The organism is Pseudomonas sp. NPDC090203, assembly GCF_044746765.1.
Classification (GTDB): domain Bacteria; phylum Pseudomonadota; class Gammaproteobacteria; order Pseudomonadales; family Pseudomonadaceae; genus Aquipseudomonas; species Aquipseudomonas putida_AD.
On sequence record NZ_JBIVCV010000013.1, the window covers coordinates 204,334 to 222,277 of the forward strand.

At 61.1% G+C, this 17,944-nt stretch carries 18 protein-coding genes; 14 read left to right on the top strand and 4 right to left on the bottom strand.

Annotation, left to right across the window (positions count from 1 at the left end):
- The first annotated feature begins 104 nt into the window (after positions 1-104).
- The 5 genes from ACIPO9_RS22015 (at position 105) to deoC (ending at position 4,638) form a co-directional block, all read left to right on the top strand.
- Entirely contained in the window at positions 105-1,004 is a 900-nt protein-coding gene (locus ACIPO9_RS22015) for a hemin ABC transporter substrate-binding protein (RefSeq protein ID WP_400783480.1), read from the top strand.
- Positions 1,005-1,054: 50 nt separating this feature from the next.
- Positions 1,055-2,038, top strand: a complete 984-nt coding sequence (locus ACIPO9_RS22020) for a FecCD family ABC transporter permease (RefSeq protein ID WP_400783519.1) — start codon at positions 1,055-1,057, stop codon at positions 2,036-2,038.
- Positions 2,038-2,805, top strand: a complete 768-nt coding sequence (locus tag ACIPO9_RS22025) for a heme ABC transporter ATP-binding protein (protein WP_400783483.1) — start codon at positions 2,038-2,040, stop codon at positions 2,803-2,805. The genes ACIPO9_RS22020 and ACIPO9_RS22025 overlap by 1 nt, the downstream gene beginning before the upstream one ends.
- 34 nt (positions 2,806-2,839) lie before the next feature.
- Complete coding sequence (locus ACIPO9_RS22030; RefSeq protein ID WP_400783485.1) at positions 2,840-3,739, top strand: ChaN family lipoprotein; 900 nt, start codon at positions 2,840-2,842, stop codon at positions 3,737-3,739.
- Between the two features lie 137 nt (positions 3,740-3,876).
- Positions 3,877-4,638 (top strand): deoxyribose-phosphate aldolase, encoded by a 762-nt coding sequence (gene deoC / locus ACIPO9_RS22035; RefSeq protein ID WP_400783488.1) that lies wholly within the window; start codon positions 3,877-3,879, stop codon positions 4,636-4,638.
- Positions 4,639-4,822: 184 nt separating this feature from the next.
- On the opposite strand, the gene ACIPO9_RS22040 is transcribed toward deoC, so the two are convergent.
- From ACIPO9_RS22040 to ACIPO9_RS22050, 3 genes are all read right to left on the bottom strand, one after another.
- Positions 4,823-5,119, bottom strand: a complete 297-nt coding sequence (locus ACIPO9_RS22040; protein ID WP_400783490.1) for a TfoX/Sxy family protein — start codon at positions 5,117-5,119, stop codon at positions 4,823-4,825.
- 357 nt (positions 5,120-5,476) lie between these two features.
- Positions 5,477-5,821, bottom strand: a complete 345-nt coding sequence (locus tag ACIPO9_RS22045) for a pentapeptide repeat-containing protein (RefSeq protein ID WP_274134811.1) — start codon at positions 5,819-5,821, stop codon at positions 5,477-5,479.
- 103 nt (positions 5,822-5,924) lie between these two features.
- Positions 5,925-7,460, bottom strand: a complete 1,536-nt coding sequence (locus tag ACIPO9_RS22050; protein ID WP_400783492.1) for an AAA family ATPase — start codon at positions 7,458-7,460, stop codon at positions 5,925-5,927.
- A gap of 133 nt (positions 7,461-7,593) precedes the next feature.
- On the opposite strand from ACIPO9_RS22050, the gene mrcB reads away from it, so the two are divergent.
- From mrcB to ACIPO9_RS22065, 3 genes are read left to right on the top strand one after another with little or no spacing between them, the layout of a single operon-like run.
- Positions 7,594-9,915, top strand: a complete 2,322-nt coding sequence (gene mrcB / locus ACIPO9_RS22055) for a penicillin-binding protein 1B (protein WP_400609206.1) — start codon at positions 7,594-7,596, stop codon at positions 9,913-9,915.
- A 16-nt stretch (positions 9,916-9,931) separates the two neighbouring features.
- Positions 9,932-10,687, top strand: coding sequence for a M48 family metallopeptidase (locus tag ACIPO9_RS22060; RefSeq protein WP_274134808.1), 756 nt, complete (start codon positions 9,932-9,934; stop codon positions 10,685-10,687).
- Positions 10,680-11,009, top strand: a complete 330-nt coding sequence (locus tag ACIPO9_RS22065; protein WP_400609208.1) for a YqcC family protein — start codon at positions 10,680-10,682, stop codon at positions 11,007-11,009. Before ACIPO9_RS22060 ends, ACIPO9_RS22065 begins: the two co-directional genes overlap by 8 nt.
- Positions 11,010-11,012: 3 nt before the next feature.
- Here ACIPO9_RS22065 and ACIPO9_RS22070 read toward each other — a convergent pair whose 3' ends face one another.
- The gene (locus ACIPO9_RS22070) at positions 11,013-11,438 is read right to left on the bottom strand and encodes a DUF4124 domain-containing protein (RefSeq protein ID WP_274134806.1); all 426 of its coding nucleotides are present in this window, start codon (positions 11,436-11,438) and stop codon (positions 11,013-11,015) included.
- 409 nt (positions 11,439-11,847) lie between these two features.
- Between ACIPO9_RS22070 and ACIPO9_RS22075 the strand changes: the two genes are divergently transcribed.
- The 6 genes from ACIPO9_RS22075 to msrQ all read left to right on the top strand — a co-directional run bounded on the left by ACIPO9_RS22075 (position 11,848) and on the right by msrQ (position 17,841).
- Complete coding sequence (locus ACIPO9_RS22075; protein ID WP_274134805.1) at positions 11,848-13,572, top strand: acetolactate synthase 3 large subunit; 1,725 nt, start codon at positions 11,848-11,850, stop codon at positions 13,570-13,572.
- A gap of 1 nt (position 13,573) precedes the next feature.
- A complete protein-coding gene (gene ilvN / locus ACIPO9_RS22080; protein WP_093469284.1) occupies positions 13,574-14,065 on the top strand; it encodes an acetolactate synthase small subunit in 492 nt (163 codons plus the stop codon).
- Between the two features lie 50 nt (positions 14,066-14,115).
- Positions 14,116-15,132, top strand: coding sequence for a ketol-acid reductoisomerase (gene ilvC, locus ACIPO9_RS22085; protein WP_062385125.1), 1,017 nt, complete (start codon positions 14,116-14,118; stop codon positions 15,130-15,132).
- A gap of 153 nt (positions 15,133-15,285) precedes the next feature.
- Positions 15,286-16,134, top strand: a complete 849-nt coding sequence (gene pssA, locus ACIPO9_RS22090; RefSeq protein ID WP_400609212.1) for a CDP-diacylglycerol--serine O-phosphatidyltransferase — start codon at positions 15,286-15,288, stop codon at positions 16,132-16,134.
- Between the two features lie 73 nt (positions 16,135-16,207).
- Positions 16,208-17,221 (top strand): protein-methionine-sulfoxide reductase catalytic subunit MsrP, encoded by a 1,014-nt coding sequence (gene msrP, locus ACIPO9_RS22095; protein ID WP_400609215.1) that lies wholly within the window; start codon positions 16,208-16,210, stop codon positions 17,219-17,221.
- Positions 17,221-17,841, top strand: coding sequence for a protein-methionine-sulfoxide reductase heme-binding subunit MsrQ (msrQ, locus tag ACIPO9_RS22100; protein WP_400783495.1), 621 nt, complete (start codon positions 17,221-17,223; stop codon positions 17,839-17,841). The genes msrP and msrQ overlap by 1 nt, the downstream gene beginning before the upstream one ends.
- The last annotated feature ends 103 nt before the right edge of the window (positions 17,842-17,944 follow it).

Sequence of the window (17,944 nt, forward strand, 5' to 3'; positions counted from 1 at the left end):
CTAGTCTGACAGCTCTGCAAACGGCGCGTCGATTCCGTCGGTCTTCGGGCCTGCCCTGTCACGACGTGAGCTGCCGTGTTCCCTCCCTTTAAAGGACTTTCCCCATGCGCTTCGTTGCCAGGCTGACTGCCATTCTGACCGGGTTTCTCATCACTCATCTGGCACTGGCCGATTCGCAGCAGCCCCAGCGCTGGGTCAGTGCCGGCGGCGCGCTGACCGAGTGGGTCGTGACCCTCGGCGGGCAATCGCATCTGGTGGGCATCGACACCACCAGCCAGCATCCGGAATCCATCAAATCCTTGCCCAACATCGGCTATCAGCGGCAGTTGTCGTCGGAAGGCATCCTGAGCCTGCGTCCGAATGTTCTGATTGGCACCGAAGAAATGGGGCCGCCGCCGGTGCTCGCGCAACTCCGCACTGCCGGGGTGAAGGTCGAGGTGTTTTCCGCAGCCGCTGAGGTGAGCGCGCTGCAGGGCAATCTGCAAAAACTCGGCAATTTGCTGGGTGACGAGGATCAGGCGCGTCAGGTTGCCGATCAATACGTGCGCCAACTGGACAGCCAGCATGACTGGGTAGCCCGTGCACAACAGCACCAGACGGCGCCGGGCGTTCTGTTGCTGGTCAGCCATGCGGGTGCGGCGCCGATGGTCGCCGGTGCCGGGACGGTGGGGGACTGGCTGATCAAACAGGCCGGTGGCCGCAATCTGGCGACCCATAATGGTTACAAGATTTTTTCTGCCGAGGCGATGGCAGGGCTCAATCCTGAGGTGCTGGTGTTCACCGATCGCGCACAGAACGGCGCCTCGTCCCGCGATGCTTTGATGCGCGAAAACCCGCTGCTGGCCGCGACCCAGGCGGTGCGCAACAAGCGCGTGCTGGAAGTCGACCCGACGCTGCTGGTCGGCGGCCTGGGCCCGCGGCTGCCCGAGGCCATGCAGGCGCTGTCCAGGGCCTTCTACCCGGCTGACTCATCGCTCAACGCCAAGGTAACGCCAGCTCAATGAGGCTCATGCTCAAGCCACGCACCTTGTTCGTATTGCTGGCCCTGGCCTGCCTGTTGGCAGTCTGGTTGTCGCTGGCTCTTGGCCCGGTCAGCCTGCCGTTGATGGACACCCTGCGCGCCGGCTTGCGCCTGCTGGGCGTGCCGGTGTCCGGGGATGATCTGCAACAGGCCGAACTGATTCTCGGGCAGATCCGTGTGCCTCGGACCTTGCTTGGCCTTGCGGTGGGTGCCGTACTGGCGCTGTCCGGTGTGGCGATGCAGGGCCTGTTTCGTAATCCGCTGGCCGATCCGGGGCTGGTGGGCGTGTCCAGCGGTGCGGCGCTGGGTGCCGCAATCGCGATCGTCACGGGGGCATCCCTGGGTGGCCTGCCCGAAGCTTTTGCCCCTTATCTGTTATCCATTTTTGCCTTTGTCGGCGGCCTGACAGTGACCGGCATCGTTTATCGCCTGGGTCGCCGGGAGGGACAGACCAGCGTCGGCATCATGCTGCTGGCCGGGGTGGCGATGACTGCGCTGGCCGGTTCGATCATCGGCTTGTTCTCCTATCTGGCTGACGACGCGGCATTGCGGACCCTGACCTTCTGGAACCTGGGCACGCTCAACGGCGCCAGTTACGCAAGGCTCTGGCCACTGCTGCTGGTGTGCGCGGCGGTGATCGTCTGGCTGCCGAGGCGGGCCAAGGCGCTGAATGCCTTGCTGCTGGGGGAATCCGAAGCCCGTCACCTGGGGATCGAAGTCGAGCGGCTCAAGCGCGAGCTGGTGGTGTGTATCGCCCTGGGCGTCGGCGCGGCAGTGGCGGCGGCGGGACTGATCGGCTTCGTCGGCCTGATCGTGCCGCACCTGGTTCGCCTGATCGTCGGCCCCGACCATCGCGTGCTGTTGCCGGCCTCGGCACTGGCGGGCGCGAGCCTGTTGCTGTTTGCCGACGTTTTCGCGCGCCTGGTGCTTGCGCCTGCCGAGCTTCCCATCGGTATTGTCACTGCATTTATCGGTGCGCCGGTTTTTCTGTTCATGCTGGTGCGGGGGCGTACGTGATGTTGAAGGTCCAGAACCTGTCGGTTCATCGCGATGGCAAGCCGGTGCTCGCCGATGTCGACCTGACCCTGCACCCCGGCCAGATGCTCGGGGTGTTGGGGCCAAATGGTGCTGGCAAGAGCACGCTGCTGGGCGCATTGTGTGGGGAGTTGAAAACCACCGGCGGGGAAGTCTGGCTCGATGAGCAGCCGCTGGCGCACTGGACGGGGCAACAACGGGCGCGGCGCCTGGCGGTGTTGCCGCAGACCTCCACATTGAGCTTCGCCTTCAGCGTGCGTGATGTGGTGGCGATGGGGCGCCTGCCTCACGACAGCGGCCAGCAGCGCGATGGCGAAATCATCGAGCAGGCGCTCAAGGCCGCCGATGCTGCTCATCTGCAGGATCGCAGTTACCTCGCGCTGTCGGGCGGCGAGCGCCAGCGGGTGCACCTGGCCAGGGTGCTGGCGCAGTTATGGCCGGGCGAGGGCGGACAGACTTTGCTGCTGGACGAACCAACGTCGATGCTTGACCCGCTGCATCAACACACGACGTTGCAGGCCGTGCGTGAATTTGCCAATCGTGGTGGCGCGGTGCTGGTGATCCTCCACGACCTCAACCTGGCGGCGCGTTATTGTGACCGCCTGATGCTGCTCCAGGCGGGTCGCCCGTATGCGCTGGGCACGCCCGAGGCGGTGCTGGTGCCCGATGCACTCAAGAGTGTCTTCGGGCTGGAGGTTCTGGTGCAGCCTCATCCGGAGCGGGGCCATCCGTTGATCATCGCGCGCTGATTGGCGCGCAAGGTGCGTGGAACAAGGAGGTCCTGTGCGTCGTTACCTGTTGCTGCTGGTGCTGTCCTTGGCGAGCGCATGCCAGTCGTCGCCAACGTTGCCACCCCTACCTTCCTGGCAGAGCCCCGAGGGGCGCGAGCATGCGGAGCTGGGTGTGATAAAGGATCTGAACAACGGGCAGGTACTGACGCCGCAGCAACTGGTCCATCGACTGGCCGGCGCCACGCGGGTGCTGGTCGGTGAGCAGCACGACAACCCCGATCATCACGCGCTGCAACTGTGGCTGCTGCAAGCCCTTGGCGACCAGCGCCCGCAAGGCAGCCTGTTGCTGGAAATGCTCACCCCGGACCAGCAAGGCCGTGTGGACTTCGCGCAGCGTGACCTTCGCCAGGGCAAGCCCCCTGCAGATTTGCCTGCGGCACTGGGCTGGCAGAAAGGCTGGGACTGGACCCTTTACGGCCCTGTGATGCGCTTCGCCCTGATGCAGCCGTATCCAATCCTTTCAGCCAACCTTTCTGCGGTGGAGGTCGGCGCGATCTACCATCAACGCCCTGTGTTGAGCGGCGTTCATTCCACCACCAAGGGCGTGCGCAATACTTTGCTTGCCCAGGTGCGCGAATCCCATTGCGGCATGTTGCCGGAAGACGCCTTGCCCGCCATGCTCGCCGTTCAACAGCAGCGCGACAGGCGCATGGCGCAGCGCCTGATGGACGCCCCCGCTCCGGCGTTGTTGTTCGCTGGCGGCTACCACGTGCGCAAGGACCTCGGCATCCCGTTGCACATGGCTGATCTGGGCAGTGACGAACACCCGGTGGTGCTCATGCTTGCCCAGGTCGGCAGTGAGGTTCAGCCGGCGAGCGCGGACTACGTCTGGTTCACCGCTGCGCTGCCCGATCAGGATTACTGCGCCCAGATGCGGCCGCCTTCGCGCTGAGCAGTTACGTTTTTTTGAAGGCAATGTCCTTAAGACCTTTCTGATAGTTGCGTAGGCGCGTTCTTTAGCGTTCCCACGGCCATCCACTGACCCTCCCGCTGGATTATCGTCGCTCCCCCCAAACGCAGGAGAGCGAAATGAAACAGCAGGATGACTTCGAAGAAGCAGTGGCGCAGACGGCAATCAGGCTGATGGAGTTGACCTCACTCAACACCGATGACACCGCAGAGCGCATCGTCGCGCTGTGTCACCGGGCACTGACGCCCCTTGGCAATGTCGCTGCGGTCTGCGTGCTGCCCAGGTTCGCCGGAATTGCGCGGCGCACGCTCGATACCTTGCAGGCACGGGAGGTGAAAGTCGTTGCCGCGGTGAATTTTCCCAACGGACGCGCGCCGATTTCCACCGTGGAGTCAGAGACCCACGCCGCGATGCTGATGGGGGCTGACGAAATCGATCTGGTCTATCCCTTCAATGCCCATCTGATGGGCGACAGGCTGATGGGTGCCAGGATGATCGCGGCGTGCAAGGCCAAGTGCGGCAGCCGCGGGCAGTTGACGGTCTCCCTGGAAACCGGGGTGCTGGCTGATCCGCAGATCATTCACAGCGTCTGCCGGACCGCGATTGCCGAAGGGGCATCGTTTCTCAAGCCTGGCACGGGGAGGCAGGTCGAAGGCGCGACGGCCCAGGCCGTGCGCATCCTGCTCGAGGCCATTTCCGAGCGCAGTTATCTGGTGGGTATCAAGGCACCGGGGAATGTTCGGACTCTGGAGCAGGCCAAAACCTACATAGACATGGCGTGTAACCGTTTCGGGCCGCAATGGCTCGAGCCTGGAAGGATGCGCCTGGGCACTTCAAGCCTGCTGGACGACGCGTTGATGCGCCTGGGTGTGTGCCCCTGATCGCAGTGAAAAATCGCGGGCAAAAAAAGACCCGGCAAAAAGCCGGGTCAAAAACCGTGATTAGCCTGATGAGGAGATAATCTGAGAGTCCGAACCAAGGAGCCTTTCAGGTTACCAGCCAGTCTCGCGACTGGATGTGATAATCATAGTGATTCTCATTTGTAAGTCAACAGGCAATTTCAAACTATTTTCCTGACCCGGTTTTGCTGCACTCCAGTGCCTCCACATCGAGCTTGATGAGCTGTCGATTCAGCGAATCCTTGAGCTCCGTGGACAAGTCACACCAGTGCTGGTCGAGCAAGGCGCCTTCGATGGCGTAGAGCAGCACCTTGGATGTGCGAAAGCCGCGGGTCTTGACTGCGCGATAGGCGTGGATGGCGCCGATGCGGCGCAGGTCGGCGGCATTGTGGATGCCGGAAGCATGTAGCCATTGGGCGGATGTCTTGCCCAGATTTCTCATCGACAGCAGTTCGTCTTCCATGATGACGCCTCCTTGCAGCGTGTTGCTCCGTATGTGGTGACCTCCCTGGACTTGGACAAACTGCGGGCGCAAGCCAAGGAGTGAGTGTAGTTGGCTGCGAGGAGGGTTGGGCAAGCGGAGGTGGGCAGGCGCCGGACGGTAGTTCGCGCAAGGAAAAGCCGACAGACGACGCGGCCCCGGCATGTCCGCGCATGCACGGCGGCGGCGCTGTGGGCAGATTGAAACCTTCGGTATGGATTGAACACGTTCCCGTAGGAGCGCGCTTGCCCGCGATTGCGATCTGGCCGTGACGATTTTCCGCCTGACCCAGCGCCATCGCGGGCAAGCGCGCTCCTACGGTACGGGGCTTTGAACCTGTTATCGGGTGCGGTAACGCAGGCGGGTGCCGAAATTGACCGACATCAGGATCTCGTCGGCGCTCAGCTCAGGCGGGAAGTAGGCGCCCGAGATCTGCGCATGGGCAATGCTCGCGCCTTCCAGGGAGGCCGTGCGGAAGTCCACGCCGCGCAGATCGGCGGAGCGGAAGTAGGCGTCGGTGAAGTCGATATCCTCAGCGTTCAGCTCCCGCAGGTCCAGACCACGGAAATCTCCGCCGGCGAGGTCGATAGGGCCGGTTCTCGGGCGCTGGAGATTGAACGCGTTGACGTCATCTTTTCGCAGCAAGGCGAAGAGCGGCGAGTCGAGCTGCTTGGGCTGGGTCATCTTGGCGTCACCTTGTTGGAATTCTGACGCCATTATAATGCCACTACCATCGAGCCGTGAAGGGGCACGCTTCACGTCTCGATGATTGGTTCGCCGAAGCTGTTTACAGGCCTGGCAGGCACTGGCGGATGTCAGTGACCAGCTTGTCCAGATCGCCGCTGATATTGGTTTCCACGTGGCGGCTGCGCAGTGTTTCGTCTGCGGTCAGCGGCTCGCGGTTGGCCAGTTGGGCTTCGATCACTTCCATCGTGGCGTCGGAGGGGTCTTCGTTGGTGGCCTGGCGCTGGGCCAGCCAGCCCTGGATGACTGCCTTGGGCGCTGCGCAGTCGAGAATCAGGAACGGCGCGCCGGTCGCCTCGGCCACCTGCGCCGTCGCAAGGCGCTGCTCGTGCTTGAGGTAGGTGGCATCGATGACCACCGGCAGGCCTGCATGCAGGACCACTGCCGCCAGTTCGTTCAGGCGCTTGTAGGTCGCCGCGCTGACATCGGCCGCGTAGAGGTCTTTGCTGTCACCGAACAGACGCTTGCGTTCGACGTCCGAGCGCAGGCGAACGGCGCCGAGCGCCTCGACCAGGCGCATCGCGACGTGGCTTTTGCCAACGGCGGATACGCCATGGGTGATGGCCAGGAAGCTGGAAGGGATGGCGCTGTAGCTTTCGGCCAGGTTGGCGTAGTTGCGGTACTGACGCAGGGTGGCGGCGCGCTGGATGTTGTCGGTGTCCGGTTGCAGGCTGAACAGTGCGACCTTGGCACGTACCAGGGCGCGGTAGGCCTTGTAGAAATTCAGCAGTTCCAGGCCTGCGTAATCACCGGTGCGCTCCAGATACTGGCTGACCAGGCGTCGCGACAGGCTCTTGAGGCCGCGGTCTTCAAGGTCCATGGCGAGGAAGCCGAGGTCGGCGTAGACGTCGGTCATGCGGAACGGTTCGTTGAACTCGATGCAGTCGAAGATCACCACCTTGCCGTCGATCAGGGTGATGTTGCCCAGGTGGATGTCGCCGTGGCATTCGCGGATGAAACCGTCGGCCTTGCGCTGTGCCAGCAGGGGCTTGAGGCGTTCGAAGCTGGCGTTGGCCCAGGCTTCCAGCGCCTGGAGCTGGATCAGGTCAGACTTTTCGCTGAGGAATGGCAGAATCTGTTCGAAGTTCTGCGTCACCGGCGCCATCACGCTTTCTGGCGAGCCCAGCACGTTCTCGGCCAGGACCCGGGGTGCGCTCAGGTGGAACTCGGCGATTTGCCGGGCCATGTCGTCGATGTGCGCGGTGGTCAGTTCGCCTTTCGCCTGCAGGGCGCTTAGCAGGCCGTCCTGTGGGAACTGACGCATTTTCAGCACGTATTCGATGGCCTCGCCGGTGCCGCCCAATTGAGGTGCTTCGGCGGTGCCGGTGACAGGCAACACTTCAAGATACAAATTCTCGGTCAGGCGCTGATTGAGGATCAGTTCCTGTTGGCAGAAGTGCGCGCGGGACTCGAGCGTGGTGAAATCCAGGAAGCCGAAGTTCATCGGTTTCTTGATCTTGTACACATAGGGGCCAGTGAGCAAAACCCAGGAAATATGGGTCTCGATGACCTGGAACTGCTCCACGGGATGGGGAAACAGGGCAGGGTTTTGCAGAGCTGCAATCAGTGTCTGGCTCACGGACGGTCCTTGAAAGTGACAAGTCGATATTTTGAGTGTCTAAAGGTGGCCATTATGGCCGCTCGGCGCCGCGCTGCAAACCGCTGTGAGGGTGGTCTGCCGATGACCTTGAAAGTGCGTATAATCCGCCGCCATGACTCGATCCCGTACCTCGAAAAAATCCCCCAAACCCGCCAACAGCCGCCTCCGCAGCCTGTTGGGCTGGGCCCTGAAACTCAGTCTCGTGGGGCTGGTGATCCTGGCCTGCTTCGCCGTTTACCTGGACTCCATCGTCCAGGAAAAATTTTCCGGCAAGCGCTGGACCATTCCGGCCAAGGTGTATGCGCGGCCGCTGGAGCTGTTCGTCGGCCAGAAGCTCTCGCGCGATGACTTTCTGATCGAGCTCGACGCCCTGGGCTATCGCCGCGAAAGCGTGGCCAACGGCCCCGGCGCAGCTTCGGTGAATGGCAATAACGTCGATCTGAATACACGCGGTTTTCAGTTTTATGAAGGCGCGGACCCTGCGCAGCAGATCCATGTGCGTTTCTCCGGCGACTACGTGGCCGACCTGACCGCCGCCAACGGCTCCAAGCTGGCCGTGGCGCGGCTTGAACCGCTGATGATCGGCGGCCTGTATCCGAAGAACCTCGAAGACCGCATCCTGATCAAGCTCGATCAGGCGCCGCCGTACCTGCTCGACACCCTGGTCACCGTTGAAGACCGCGACTTCTACCATCACTTCGGCGTATCGCCCAAGTCGATTGCCCGCGCCTTCTGGGTCAACGCTTCGGCGGGCCAGATGCGCCAGGGCGGCTCGACGCTGACGCAACAGCTGGTCAAGAACTTCTACCTGACCAACGAGCGCAGCCTGTCGCGCAAACTGACCGAAGCCATGATGGCGATCCTGCTGGAGATCCACTACAGCAAGCAGGAAATCCTTGAGGCGTACCTCAACGAAGTGTTCGTCGGTCAGGACGGTCAGCGTGCTGTGCACGGTTTTGGCCTGGCCAGTCAGTATTTCTTCAGCCAGCCGCTGTCGGAATTGAAGCTGCATCAAGTGGCGTTGCTGGTCGGGCTGGTCAAGGGGCCATCCTATTACAACCCTCGTCGCAACCCGGAGCGTGCCCTTGAGCGCCGCAACCTGGTGCTCGATCTGCTGGAACAGCAGGGCGTGGCTTCGGCGGAAGCGGTGGCAGCGGCGAAGAAAATGCCACTGGGCGTTACCAAAATGGGTTCGCTGGCCGACAGCTCCTTCCCCGACTTCCTGGACCTGGTCAAACGCCAGCTGCGTCAGGACTACCGCGACGAAGACTTGACCGAAGAAGGCCTGCGCATCTTCACCAGCTTCGATCCGATCCTGCAGATGAAGTCCGAAGCGGCGGTGCGTGAAAGCTTTGCCAAGATGGCCGGTCGCAAGGGCTCCGACGAGATGGAAACGGCGATGGTCGTGACCAACCCGGAAACCGGTGAAGTGCAGGCGCTGATCGGCAGCCGTCAGGCCGGTTTCGCCGGCTTCAACCGCGCGCTGGATGCCGTGCGGCCGATCGGCTCGCTGGTCAAACCCGCCATCTACCTGACCGCCCTGGAGCGTCCGCAGCAATATACGCTGACCAGTTGGGTGCCGGACGAGCCGTTCCAGGTCAAAGGCGCCGATGGCCAGATCTGGAAGCCGCAGAACTTCGATCACAAGGCCCACGGCAACATTTTCCTGTATCAAGGCCTGGCGCATTCCTACAACCTTTCCAGCGCCAAGCTGGGGCTGGACCTGGGCGTGCCGAATGTCTTCAAGACCCTGACCAAGCTGGGCGTGACCCGTGACTGGCCAGCGTTTCCGTCGATGTTGCTGGGTGCTGGCGCACTGACCCCGATTGAAGTGGCCACCATGTACCAGACCATTGCCAGTGGCGGGTTCAACACGCCACTGCGCGGGATCCGCAGCGTGCTGACCGCCGAGGGCGAACCGCTCAAGCGTTATCCGTTCCAGATCCAGCAGCGCTTCGATCCAGGCTCCATCTATCTGCTGCAGAACGCCATGCAGCGCGTGATGCGCGAAGGTACGGGCAAATCGGTGTACAACGTATTGCCAAGCTCCCTGAATCTGGCGGGTAAATCGGGCACTACCAACGATTCCCGTGACAGCTGGTTCGCCGGTTTCAGCCAGGACCTGCTGGCGGTTGTCTGGATGGGCCGCGACGACAACGGCAAGACGCCATTCACTGGCGCGACCGGTTCGCTGCAGATCTGGACCAGTTTCATGAAAAAGGCCGACCCGCTGCCGCTGGACATGGCCATGCCTGACAATGTCGTGCAGGCGTGGGTCAATGCGTCAACAGGGCAGGGCTCCGATGCCAACTGCCCGAATGCCGTGCAGATGCCGTATATTCGCGGCAGTGAGCCACAACCAGGGCCAACGTGCGGTGGGCCGACAGCGCCTGCCGAGTCGGTCATGGATTGGGTCAAGGGCTGGTTGAATTAAGCGAAGAGGGTGTGAAGTGAACAAGTGGTTGATTCCGGCTTTAGCGGCTCTGGCTTTGCTCAATGGCTGCGCGACACAGACGCGTGGCAACATTCCGGTGGTGGATTCAGGTTCTCGCGTCTCCAACGGCGAGCGGGTGTCGGCCAATCGCAGCAACACCTACCGGGCGCCGGTGCAGGCCCAGACGCCTGCCCAGGCTCAGTCGATCCAGGAAGACTCCGGCGTGACGGTCATGGTGCCAGGCGGGGCCAACGCCAGCGCCGCGCCTATTTCGACCTTTACCCCGCCGATCAGTACCTCGCAGGCACCGATCAGCACCGCGCCGGTCAATCAGGCGCCGATCAACAACACCTACACGCCGCCCGCGGCAACCGGTAGCACCTATAACATGCCGTCTTCGGCGCCGACCGGCATCCCGTCGGCCTCCAGCGGCGGTCTGTCGGCGGATGAGCAACTGGATGGCCCTGTGCTGGCGCTGCTGACCACCGCTCAGCAACAGCAGAGCAGCGGTGACCTCAACGGCGCATCGTCGAGCCTGGAACGCGCACAGCGTGTGGCTCCTCGTGAACCTCAGGTGCTGTACAAACTGGCCCAGGTGCGTCTGGCCCAGGGCGATGCGCCACAGGCCGAGCAACTGGCCCGTCGCGGCCTGACCTACGCCAACGGTCGTGCCAGCCTTCAGGCAAGCCTGTGGGGGCTGATCGCCCAGGCACGGGAAAAGCAGGGTGATGCGGCCGGTGCGGCGCTGGCCCGGCAGAAGGCCAATGGATAAGCGTTTTCCACAGATCGCCGATCAACTGCTGCTGATCGAGCGTGAACTGCGCACCTTGGGCTGGTGGAAGGCTGTGCCACCCAGCGATGACGACCTGGCCAGCCGTGAGCCTTTCTGCGTCGATACGCTGGATTTCGATCAGTGGCTGCAATGGATATTCCTGCCCCGGATGAAAACCATCCTGGAGCAGGATCTGGAGTTGCCCAACGCATCGGGCATTCTGGAAATGGCGCAGATGGTCTATGTCGACCGCGCCGTGCAAACTCGTCGCTTGCAGGAACTGCTGGCGCAATTCGACCGGCTGATCACCGAGTCGGTCTGAAGGTCAGTTGCACGTGTCGTCGATGGACTTCTTGACCTCGGCGATACGCGCCTGGCGCTCCTCTTCCGTGAAACGCCTGAACTCTCCGTTCACCTCTTCCCGAACCCGCGGGTTGTTCTGCAACTGCGCAAGATTGGTGCGCTGAGTCTCGCAATACTCCTTGCGCTTGGCCTCCTGCGCCGCCACTTGCCGTTTCACTTTCGCGTCAACGGCCTGCTGTGCCGAATCCTCTGAGGGTTTGGCGGGCGCGGGCGCAGGCGGCGCAACCGGCTTTTGCACGTCGATTTCCTGCGCCGATTGCCCGGCAGGCGGCTGGGCATCGAAGTGAGTGATCCCCTGAGCGTCAACCCACTTGTAGATCTGGGCGGCCTGGGTGGCGACCGAACCTGTAGCCAGCGTCAGTGTGGCGGCAAGCATCATCCAGCGCATACTGCTTCCTTAACTTCGTTTGCTGTACAGGTGCAACCTATCACAAGCATGCAGTCACGACCTCATTCGGTGCTTTTTCGTCCGGGATGGGTGAAGAAAGCGCATCGATGACTTGACTTGAGAGGGTTGAATCAGAACAATCCAAAGTCCGCTGTAGAGGGACTGCCAGAAGCAGACCGTCTCGGCAGATCATGAGGCGCACACCCGCGCCGACCTGTTACACCCGCAACGCGTTACCTCGCGCTGGGTGGGAAGACCCCGAAACATTAATGGGGAGACTCCCAATACTTGCTCAGTCAGTGCTGACGTAGTCGGCGACCACCGTCGCTCATGCTCTGCTTGGCAGTAAACCTATTAGACCCGTCCCGCTTGGAGCGGACGGTTTTCTGGCGTTTTAGAGGTGGACAACGTGGAGCTTTTATCTGGCGGGGAAATGATCGTCCGCTTTTTGCGCGACGAAGGCGTCAAGTATATCTATGGGTACCCAGGTGGTGCCGCACTGCATATCTACGACGCGCTTTTCAAAGAAACGACTGTTCAACATATTCTTGTCCGTCATGAGCAGGCTGCCACCCACATGGCCGACGGCTATGCGCGTGCGACCGGCAAGGCCGGTGTCGTACTGGTGACTTCGGGTCCCGGCGCGACCAACGTCATTACCGGTATCGCTACCGCGTACATGGACTCCATTCCGATGGTCATCCTGACCGCCCAGGTCCCGAGCTTCATGGTCGGTACCGATGCGTTCCAGGAAACCGACATGATCGGGATCTCGCGTCCGATCGTGAAGCACAGCTTCATGGTCAAGCACGCATCGGAAATCCCTGAAGTCCTGAAAAAGGCCTTCTACCTGGCAGAGTCCGGCCGTCCTGGTCCGGTTGTCGTCGATATCCCGAAAGATATGACCAACCCGGCCGAAAAGTTCGAATACATCTATCCGAAGAAAGCCAAGCTGCGTTCCTACAGCCCGGCGGTCCGTGGCCATTCCGGCCAGATCCGCAAGGCCGTGGAAATGCTGCTGGCGGCCAAGCGTCCGGTCATCTACGCCGGTGGTGGCGTCATCCTGGGTCACGGTTCGGCGCAACTGACTGAACTGGCCCGCTTGCTCAACGCTCCGGTGACCAACACGCTGATGGGCCTGGGTGCCTACCCTGGCACTGATCGTCAGTTCGTCGGCATGCTGGGCATGCACGGCGCCTACACCGCCAACATGACCATGCACCACTCGGACGTGATCCTGTGCGTCGGTGCCCGTTTCGACGACCGCGTGATCAACGGCGCTTCGCGTTTCTGCCCTGGCGCCAAGATCATTCACGTCGACATCGACCCTGCGTCCATTTCCAAGACCATCAAGGCCGACGTGCCAATCGTCGGGCCTGTGGAAAGCGTGCTGACCGAAATGGTCGCGACCTTCAAGGAAATCGGCCAGACGCCTGACAAGGCGGCGGTCGCTACCTGGTGGAAGCAGATCGAAGAGTGGCGCGGCGATCGCAAGATGTACCCGTACAACGAAGGCGATGGCAGCGTCATCAAGCCTCAGACCGTGATCGAGACCCTGAGCGAAGTCACCAAGGGCGATGCCTATGTCGCCTCCGACGTCGGTCAGCACCAGATGTTCGCGGCGCAGTACTACCGTTTCGACAAACCCAACCGCTGGATCAACTCCGGTGGCCTGGGCACCATGGGCTTCGGTTTCCCGGCGGCCATGGGCGTCAAGCTGAGCTTCCCGGATGCGGACGTTGCCTGCGTGACGGGTGAAGGCAGTATCCAGATGAACATCCAGGAACTGTCGACCTGTCTGCAGCACAACCTGCCGGTGAAGATCGTACTGCTCAACAACGGCGTACTGGGCATGGTCCGTCAGTGGCAGGACATGAGCTACGGCTCGCGTCATGCCCACTCGTACATGGAATCGCTGCCTGACTTCGTCAAGCTGGCCGAAGCCTATGGTCACGTCGGCATGCGCATCACTGACCTCAAAGATCTGAAACCGATGATGGAGCAGGCCTTCGCCATGAAGGACCGCCTGGTGCTGATCGACATTCAGGTCGACGCCAGCGAGCACGTCTACCCGATGCAGATCAAAGACGGCGCGATGCGCGACATGTGGCTGAGCAAGACGGAGCGTACCTAATATGCGGCACATCATTTCCTTGTTGCTGGAAAACGAACCAGGTGCTCTTTCTCGCGTCGTCGGTCTGTTCTCGCAGCGTAACTACAACATCGAAAGCCTGACCGTGGCGCCGACCGAAGACCCGACCCTGTCGCGTCTGACGTTGACCACCGTCGGTCATGATGAGGTGATCGAGCAGATCACCAAGAACCTCAACAAGCTGGTTGAAGTGGTCAAGCTGGTCGATCTGTCGGAAAGTGCTCACATCGAGCGCGAACTGATGCTGATCAAGGTCAAGGCCACTGGCGCCCAGCGCGCCGAAATCAAGCGTACCACGGACATTTTCCGCGGCCAGATCGTTGATGTTTCCAGCAGTGTCTACACCGTGCAGCTGACAGGGACGAGCGACAAACTGGATAGCTTTATCCAGGCCATCGGCACCACCGCCATCCTGGAAACCGTACGCAGCGGCGTCACGGGCATTGCCCGCGGCGACAAAGTGCTGAGCATCTAACCTTACACATTTAGCGAATGGCCTTGCGGCCGAGATAACAGGGGAATTTCATGAAAGTTTATTACGACAAAGACTGCGACCTTTCCATCATCCAGGGCAAGAAAGTTGCCATCATCGGTTACGGTTCCCAGGGCCACGCTCAAGCGTGCAACCTGAAAGACTCCGGCGTTGATGTCACCGTTGGCCTGCGTAAAGGTTCGGCTACTGTCGCCAAGGCTGAAGCCCATGGCCTGAAAGTGACTGACGTCGCTTCCGCCGTTGCCGCTGCCGACCTGGTCATGATCCTGACCCCGGACGAGTTCCAGTCCCAGCTGTACAAGAACGAAATCGAGCCGAACATCAAGAAAGGCGCCACCCTGGCCTTCTCCCACGGCTTCGCGATTCACTACAACCAGGTCGTGCCACGCGCTGACCTGGACGTGATCATGATCGCGCCAAAAGCGCCAGGTCACACCGTACGTACCGAGTTCGTCAAAGGCGGCGGTATCCCTGACCTGATCGCTGTCTACCAGGACGCTTCGGGCAACGCCAAGAACGTCGCACTGTCCTACGCTTCGGGCGTTGGCGGCGGCCGTACCGGCATCATCGAAACCACCTTCAAGGACGAGACTGAAACCGACCTGTTCGGCGAACAGGCCGTTCTGTGCGGCGGTACCGTCGAGCTGGTCAAAGCCGGTTTCGAAACTCTGGTCGAAGCTGGCTACGCGCCAGAAATGGCCTACTTCGAGTGCCTGCACGAACTGAAGCTGATCGTTGACCTCATGTACGAAGGCGGTATCGCCAACATGAACTACTCGATCTCCAACAACGCCGAATACGGTGAGTACGTGACTGGTCCTGAAGTCATCAACGCCGAATCCCGTCAGGCCATGCGCAACGCTCTGAAGCGCATCCAGGACGGCGAATACGCGAAGATGTTCATCGCCGAAGGCGCGAGCAACTACCCATCGATGACCGCCAAGCGCCGCAACAACAAGGCTCACGGCATCGAAATCATCGGCGAGCAACTGCGCTCGATGATGCCTTGGATCGCCAAGAACAAAATCGTTGACCAAACCAAGAACTAAGCTTTTCTAAAGCGCGTTCAGGTTTACGAAAAACGCGGCCCTCGGGTCGCGTTTTTTCGTTCTGGGGGGCTCATCTGGTATAAAGCTGCATCGTTTGCCGGCGCGAAGCCGCCGCGAGCATTATCGAAAATTCCCAGCTGCAAGGTATTGTCCATGAGCGAACGTCCCGACGAGCCGAACAAGGCCTCTGACGCCGAAAGCCTGCTACCGATCGACGAACATATAGAAGAGGGCCACGACGCCGAAGGGCGCAAGGTCCGTCATCGCGGCATCTATCTGCTGCCGAACCTCTTCACCACCGCCAACCTGTTTGCCGGTTTCTACTCGATCATCAGCTCCATGAGCGCGCAAAGTGCGATGAGTGCCGGTGACCTGGTGGGTGCCAGCAAATACTTCGGGTTCGCCGCAGCCGCCATTTTCATCGCCATGGTGCTCGACGGCCTGGACGGGCGTGTGGCCCGCATGACCAATACGCAAAGCGCGTTCGGCGCCGAGTACGATTCCCTGTCCGACATGGTCGCCTTTGGTGTGGCACCTGCGTTGCTGGCCTTTGGCTGGGCCTTGGGTGGTCTGGGCAAGGTGGGCTGGATGGTCGCCTTCATCTATGTGGCAGGGGCTGCGCTGCGCCTGGCCCGCTTCAATACCCAGGTGGGCACTGCTGACAAACGCTATTTCATCGGTCTGGCAAGTCCTGCCGCGGCGGGTGTGATCGCCGGCACGGTGTGGGCATTCAGTGACCACGGCATCGACGGCTCGGGTTGGGCCTTCCTGGTCGCGTTGCTGGTGGCCGCCGCTGGCATGCTGATGGTCAGCAACATCAAGTACAACAGCTTCAAGGAACTGGACCTCAAGGGGCGCGTGCCTTTTGTGGCAATCCTGGCCGTGGTGCTGGTCTTCGCCGTGGTATTCAGCGATCCGCCGCGTGTCCTGCTGCTGATCTTCCTCGGTTACGCAGCCTCGGGCCCGATTCAGTACCTGTTGGGCCCGCGTCGTCGTAAATAGCCATACAGATTCATTTCACATGGCGCTGCGCAGCCTATAAGGTTGATTCATACACCTTGGCTGCGGAGGCGCCATGCTCATCAAGATCCCTTGCGCATCCGCTTGCAACGAGTCGGATGTCACGCCCGAATCCATCTACCTCTCACGCCGTGCTGTGCTGGGCGCCTCATTGGCCGGCCTGGCTGTCAGCGCCTTGCCTTCCTGGGCGCAGGCTGGCGATGCTTCGCAATATGACGGCGTCGAAGCCGCAGAGGCACCTGCCTGGTTCAAGGACAAGCTGCCTTCGACCAAGTGGCAGGCGGTGACGGTCCAGAACGAGTCCGTCACGCCGTTCAAGGACGCCACGCACTACAACAACTTCTATGAGTTCGGCACTGACAAGGGCGACCCTGCGCAGAATGCAGGCTCCTTGAAGACCGAGCCCTGGAGTGTGGTGATCGATGGCGAAGTGGCCAAGCCCGGCCGCTACGCGCTGGAAGACTTCATGAAGCCTTATCAGCTGGAGGAGCGGATCTACCGTTTGCGCTGCGTAGAGGCGTGGTCGATGGTCATTCCCTGGATGGGCTTCCCGATTTCCGAACTGCTCAAGCAGGTCGAGCCGACTTCCAAAGCGAAATACATTCGTTTCGAAACCCTGCAGGATCCCAAGGTCATGCCGGGACAGCGTTCCGGCTTTGCATTGATTGACTGGCCCTATGTCGAGGGGCTGCGGCTGGACGAGGCGATGAATCCTCTGGCCATCCTGGCGGTGGGCATGTACGGGCGAGCGTTGCCGAATCAGAATGGCGCGCCGCTACGCCTGGTGGTGCCGTGGAAGTACGGCTTCAAGAGCGTAAAGTCCATCGTGCGGATCAGCCTGGTCAGTGAGCAACCCAAGACCACCTGGCAGAGCATCGCGGCGAACGAGTATGGCTTTTATGCCAACGTGAACCCGACGGTGGATCACCCGCGCTGGACCCAGGCTCATGAGCGGCGCTTGCCCAGCGGCTTGTTCAGCCCGAACATCCGCCAGACTGAAATGTTCAATGGGTATGGGGAGCAGGTGGCGGCTCTCTATACGGGTATGGACCTGCGGAAAAACTATTGATGCGATATCTGTGGTGGCGCCTGGCGGTTTTCCTGGCGATCTGTGCCGTGCCGGTGGCCTGGCTGCATCAGGCGTGGATTCTCGATCTGGGGCCGGACCCTGGCAAGACGCTGGTCGACCGATTCGGCTTGGGCACGCTGGTGCTGTTACTGGTCACCCTGGCGATGACGCCGTTGCAGCGGGTGACCGGTTGGGCAGGGTGGATCGCCGTTCGCAGGCAGTTGGGGCTATGGTGCTTTGCCAGCGTGGTGGTGCACATGCTCGCCTATGGCTTCTTCATTCTGGGGTTTGACTGGGCGCAATTGGGTGTCGAACTGGTCAAGCGCCCTTACATCATTGTGGGCAGCCTTGGTTTTCTCTGTCTCCTTGCAATGGCGGTGACGTCGAATCGTTACAGTCAGCGTCGCCTGGGTGCGCGCTGGAGGAAGTTGCACAAGTTGGTCTACGTGGTTCTTGGGCTTGGTTTGCTACATATGTTGTGGATTGTACGGGCCGACCTTAAAGAGTGGGCTATCTATGCAGGGGTAGGGTGCTTTCTTCTGGCGCTCAGGATTCCAGCAATTGCTGGGCGAATCCCTCGCCGCAAAGCCAGGAAAACAGTAGCTGTAACAAAAGTTTAAATAAGTGCTTGACGCCCCCTCGAATCTCTCTATAATTCGCCCCACTTCCGGCGCAGTCGGAACGGAAAACTCCTTGAATATCAACGAGTTAGACGTTCAGGAT

Coding starts and splice junctions, on each gene's coding strand:
- ACIPO9_RS22040 (WP_400783490.1), bottom strand. CDS start 5,119: ATGGAAGACGAACTGCTGTCGATGAGAAATCTGGGCAAGACATCCGCC.
- msrP (WP_400609215.1), top strand. CDS start 16,208: ATGCTCATCAAGATCCCTTGCGCATCCGCTTGCAACGAGTCGGATGTC.
- pssA (WP_400609212.1), top strand. CDS start 15,286: ATGAGCGAACGTCCCGACGAGCCGAACAAGGCCTCTGACGCCGAAAGC.
- ACIPO9_RS22070 (WP_274134806.1), bottom strand. CDS start 11,438: ATGCGCTGGATGATGCTTGCCGCCACACTGACGCTGGCTACAGGTTCG.
- mrcB (WP_400609206.1), top strand. CDS start 7,594: ATGACTCGATCCCGTACCTCGAAAAAATCCCCCAAACCCGCCAACAGC.
- deoC (WP_400783488.1), top strand. CDS start 3,877: ATGAAACAGCAGGATGACTTCGAAGAAGCAGTGGCGCAGACGGCAATC.
- ACIPO9_RS22015 (WP_400783480.1), top strand. CDS start 105: ATGCGCTTCGTTGCCAGGCTGACTGCCATTCTGACCGGGTTTCTCATC.
- ilvC (WP_062385125.1), top strand. CDS start 14,116: ATGAAAGTTTATTACGACAAAGACTGCGACCTTTCCATCATCCAGGGC.
- ACIPO9_RS22065 (WP_400609208.1), top strand. CDS start 10,680: ATGGATAAGCGTTTTCCACAGATCGCCGATCAACTGCTGCTGATCGAG.
- msrQ (WP_400783495.1), top strand. CDS start 17,221: ATGCGATATCTGTGGTGGCGCCTGGCGGTTTTCCTGGCGATCTGTGCC.
- ilvN (WP_093469284.1), top strand. CDS start 13,574: ATGCGGCACATCATTTCCTTGTTGCTGGAAAACGAACCAGGTGCTCTT.
- ACIPO9_RS22045 (WP_274134811.1), bottom strand. CDS start 5,821: ATGACCCAGCCCAAGCAGCTCGACTCGCCGCTCTTCGCCTTGCTGCGA.
- ACIPO9_RS22025 (WP_400783483.1), top strand. CDS start 2,038: ATGTTGAAGGTCCAGAACCTGTCGGTTCATCGCGATGGCAAGCCGGTG.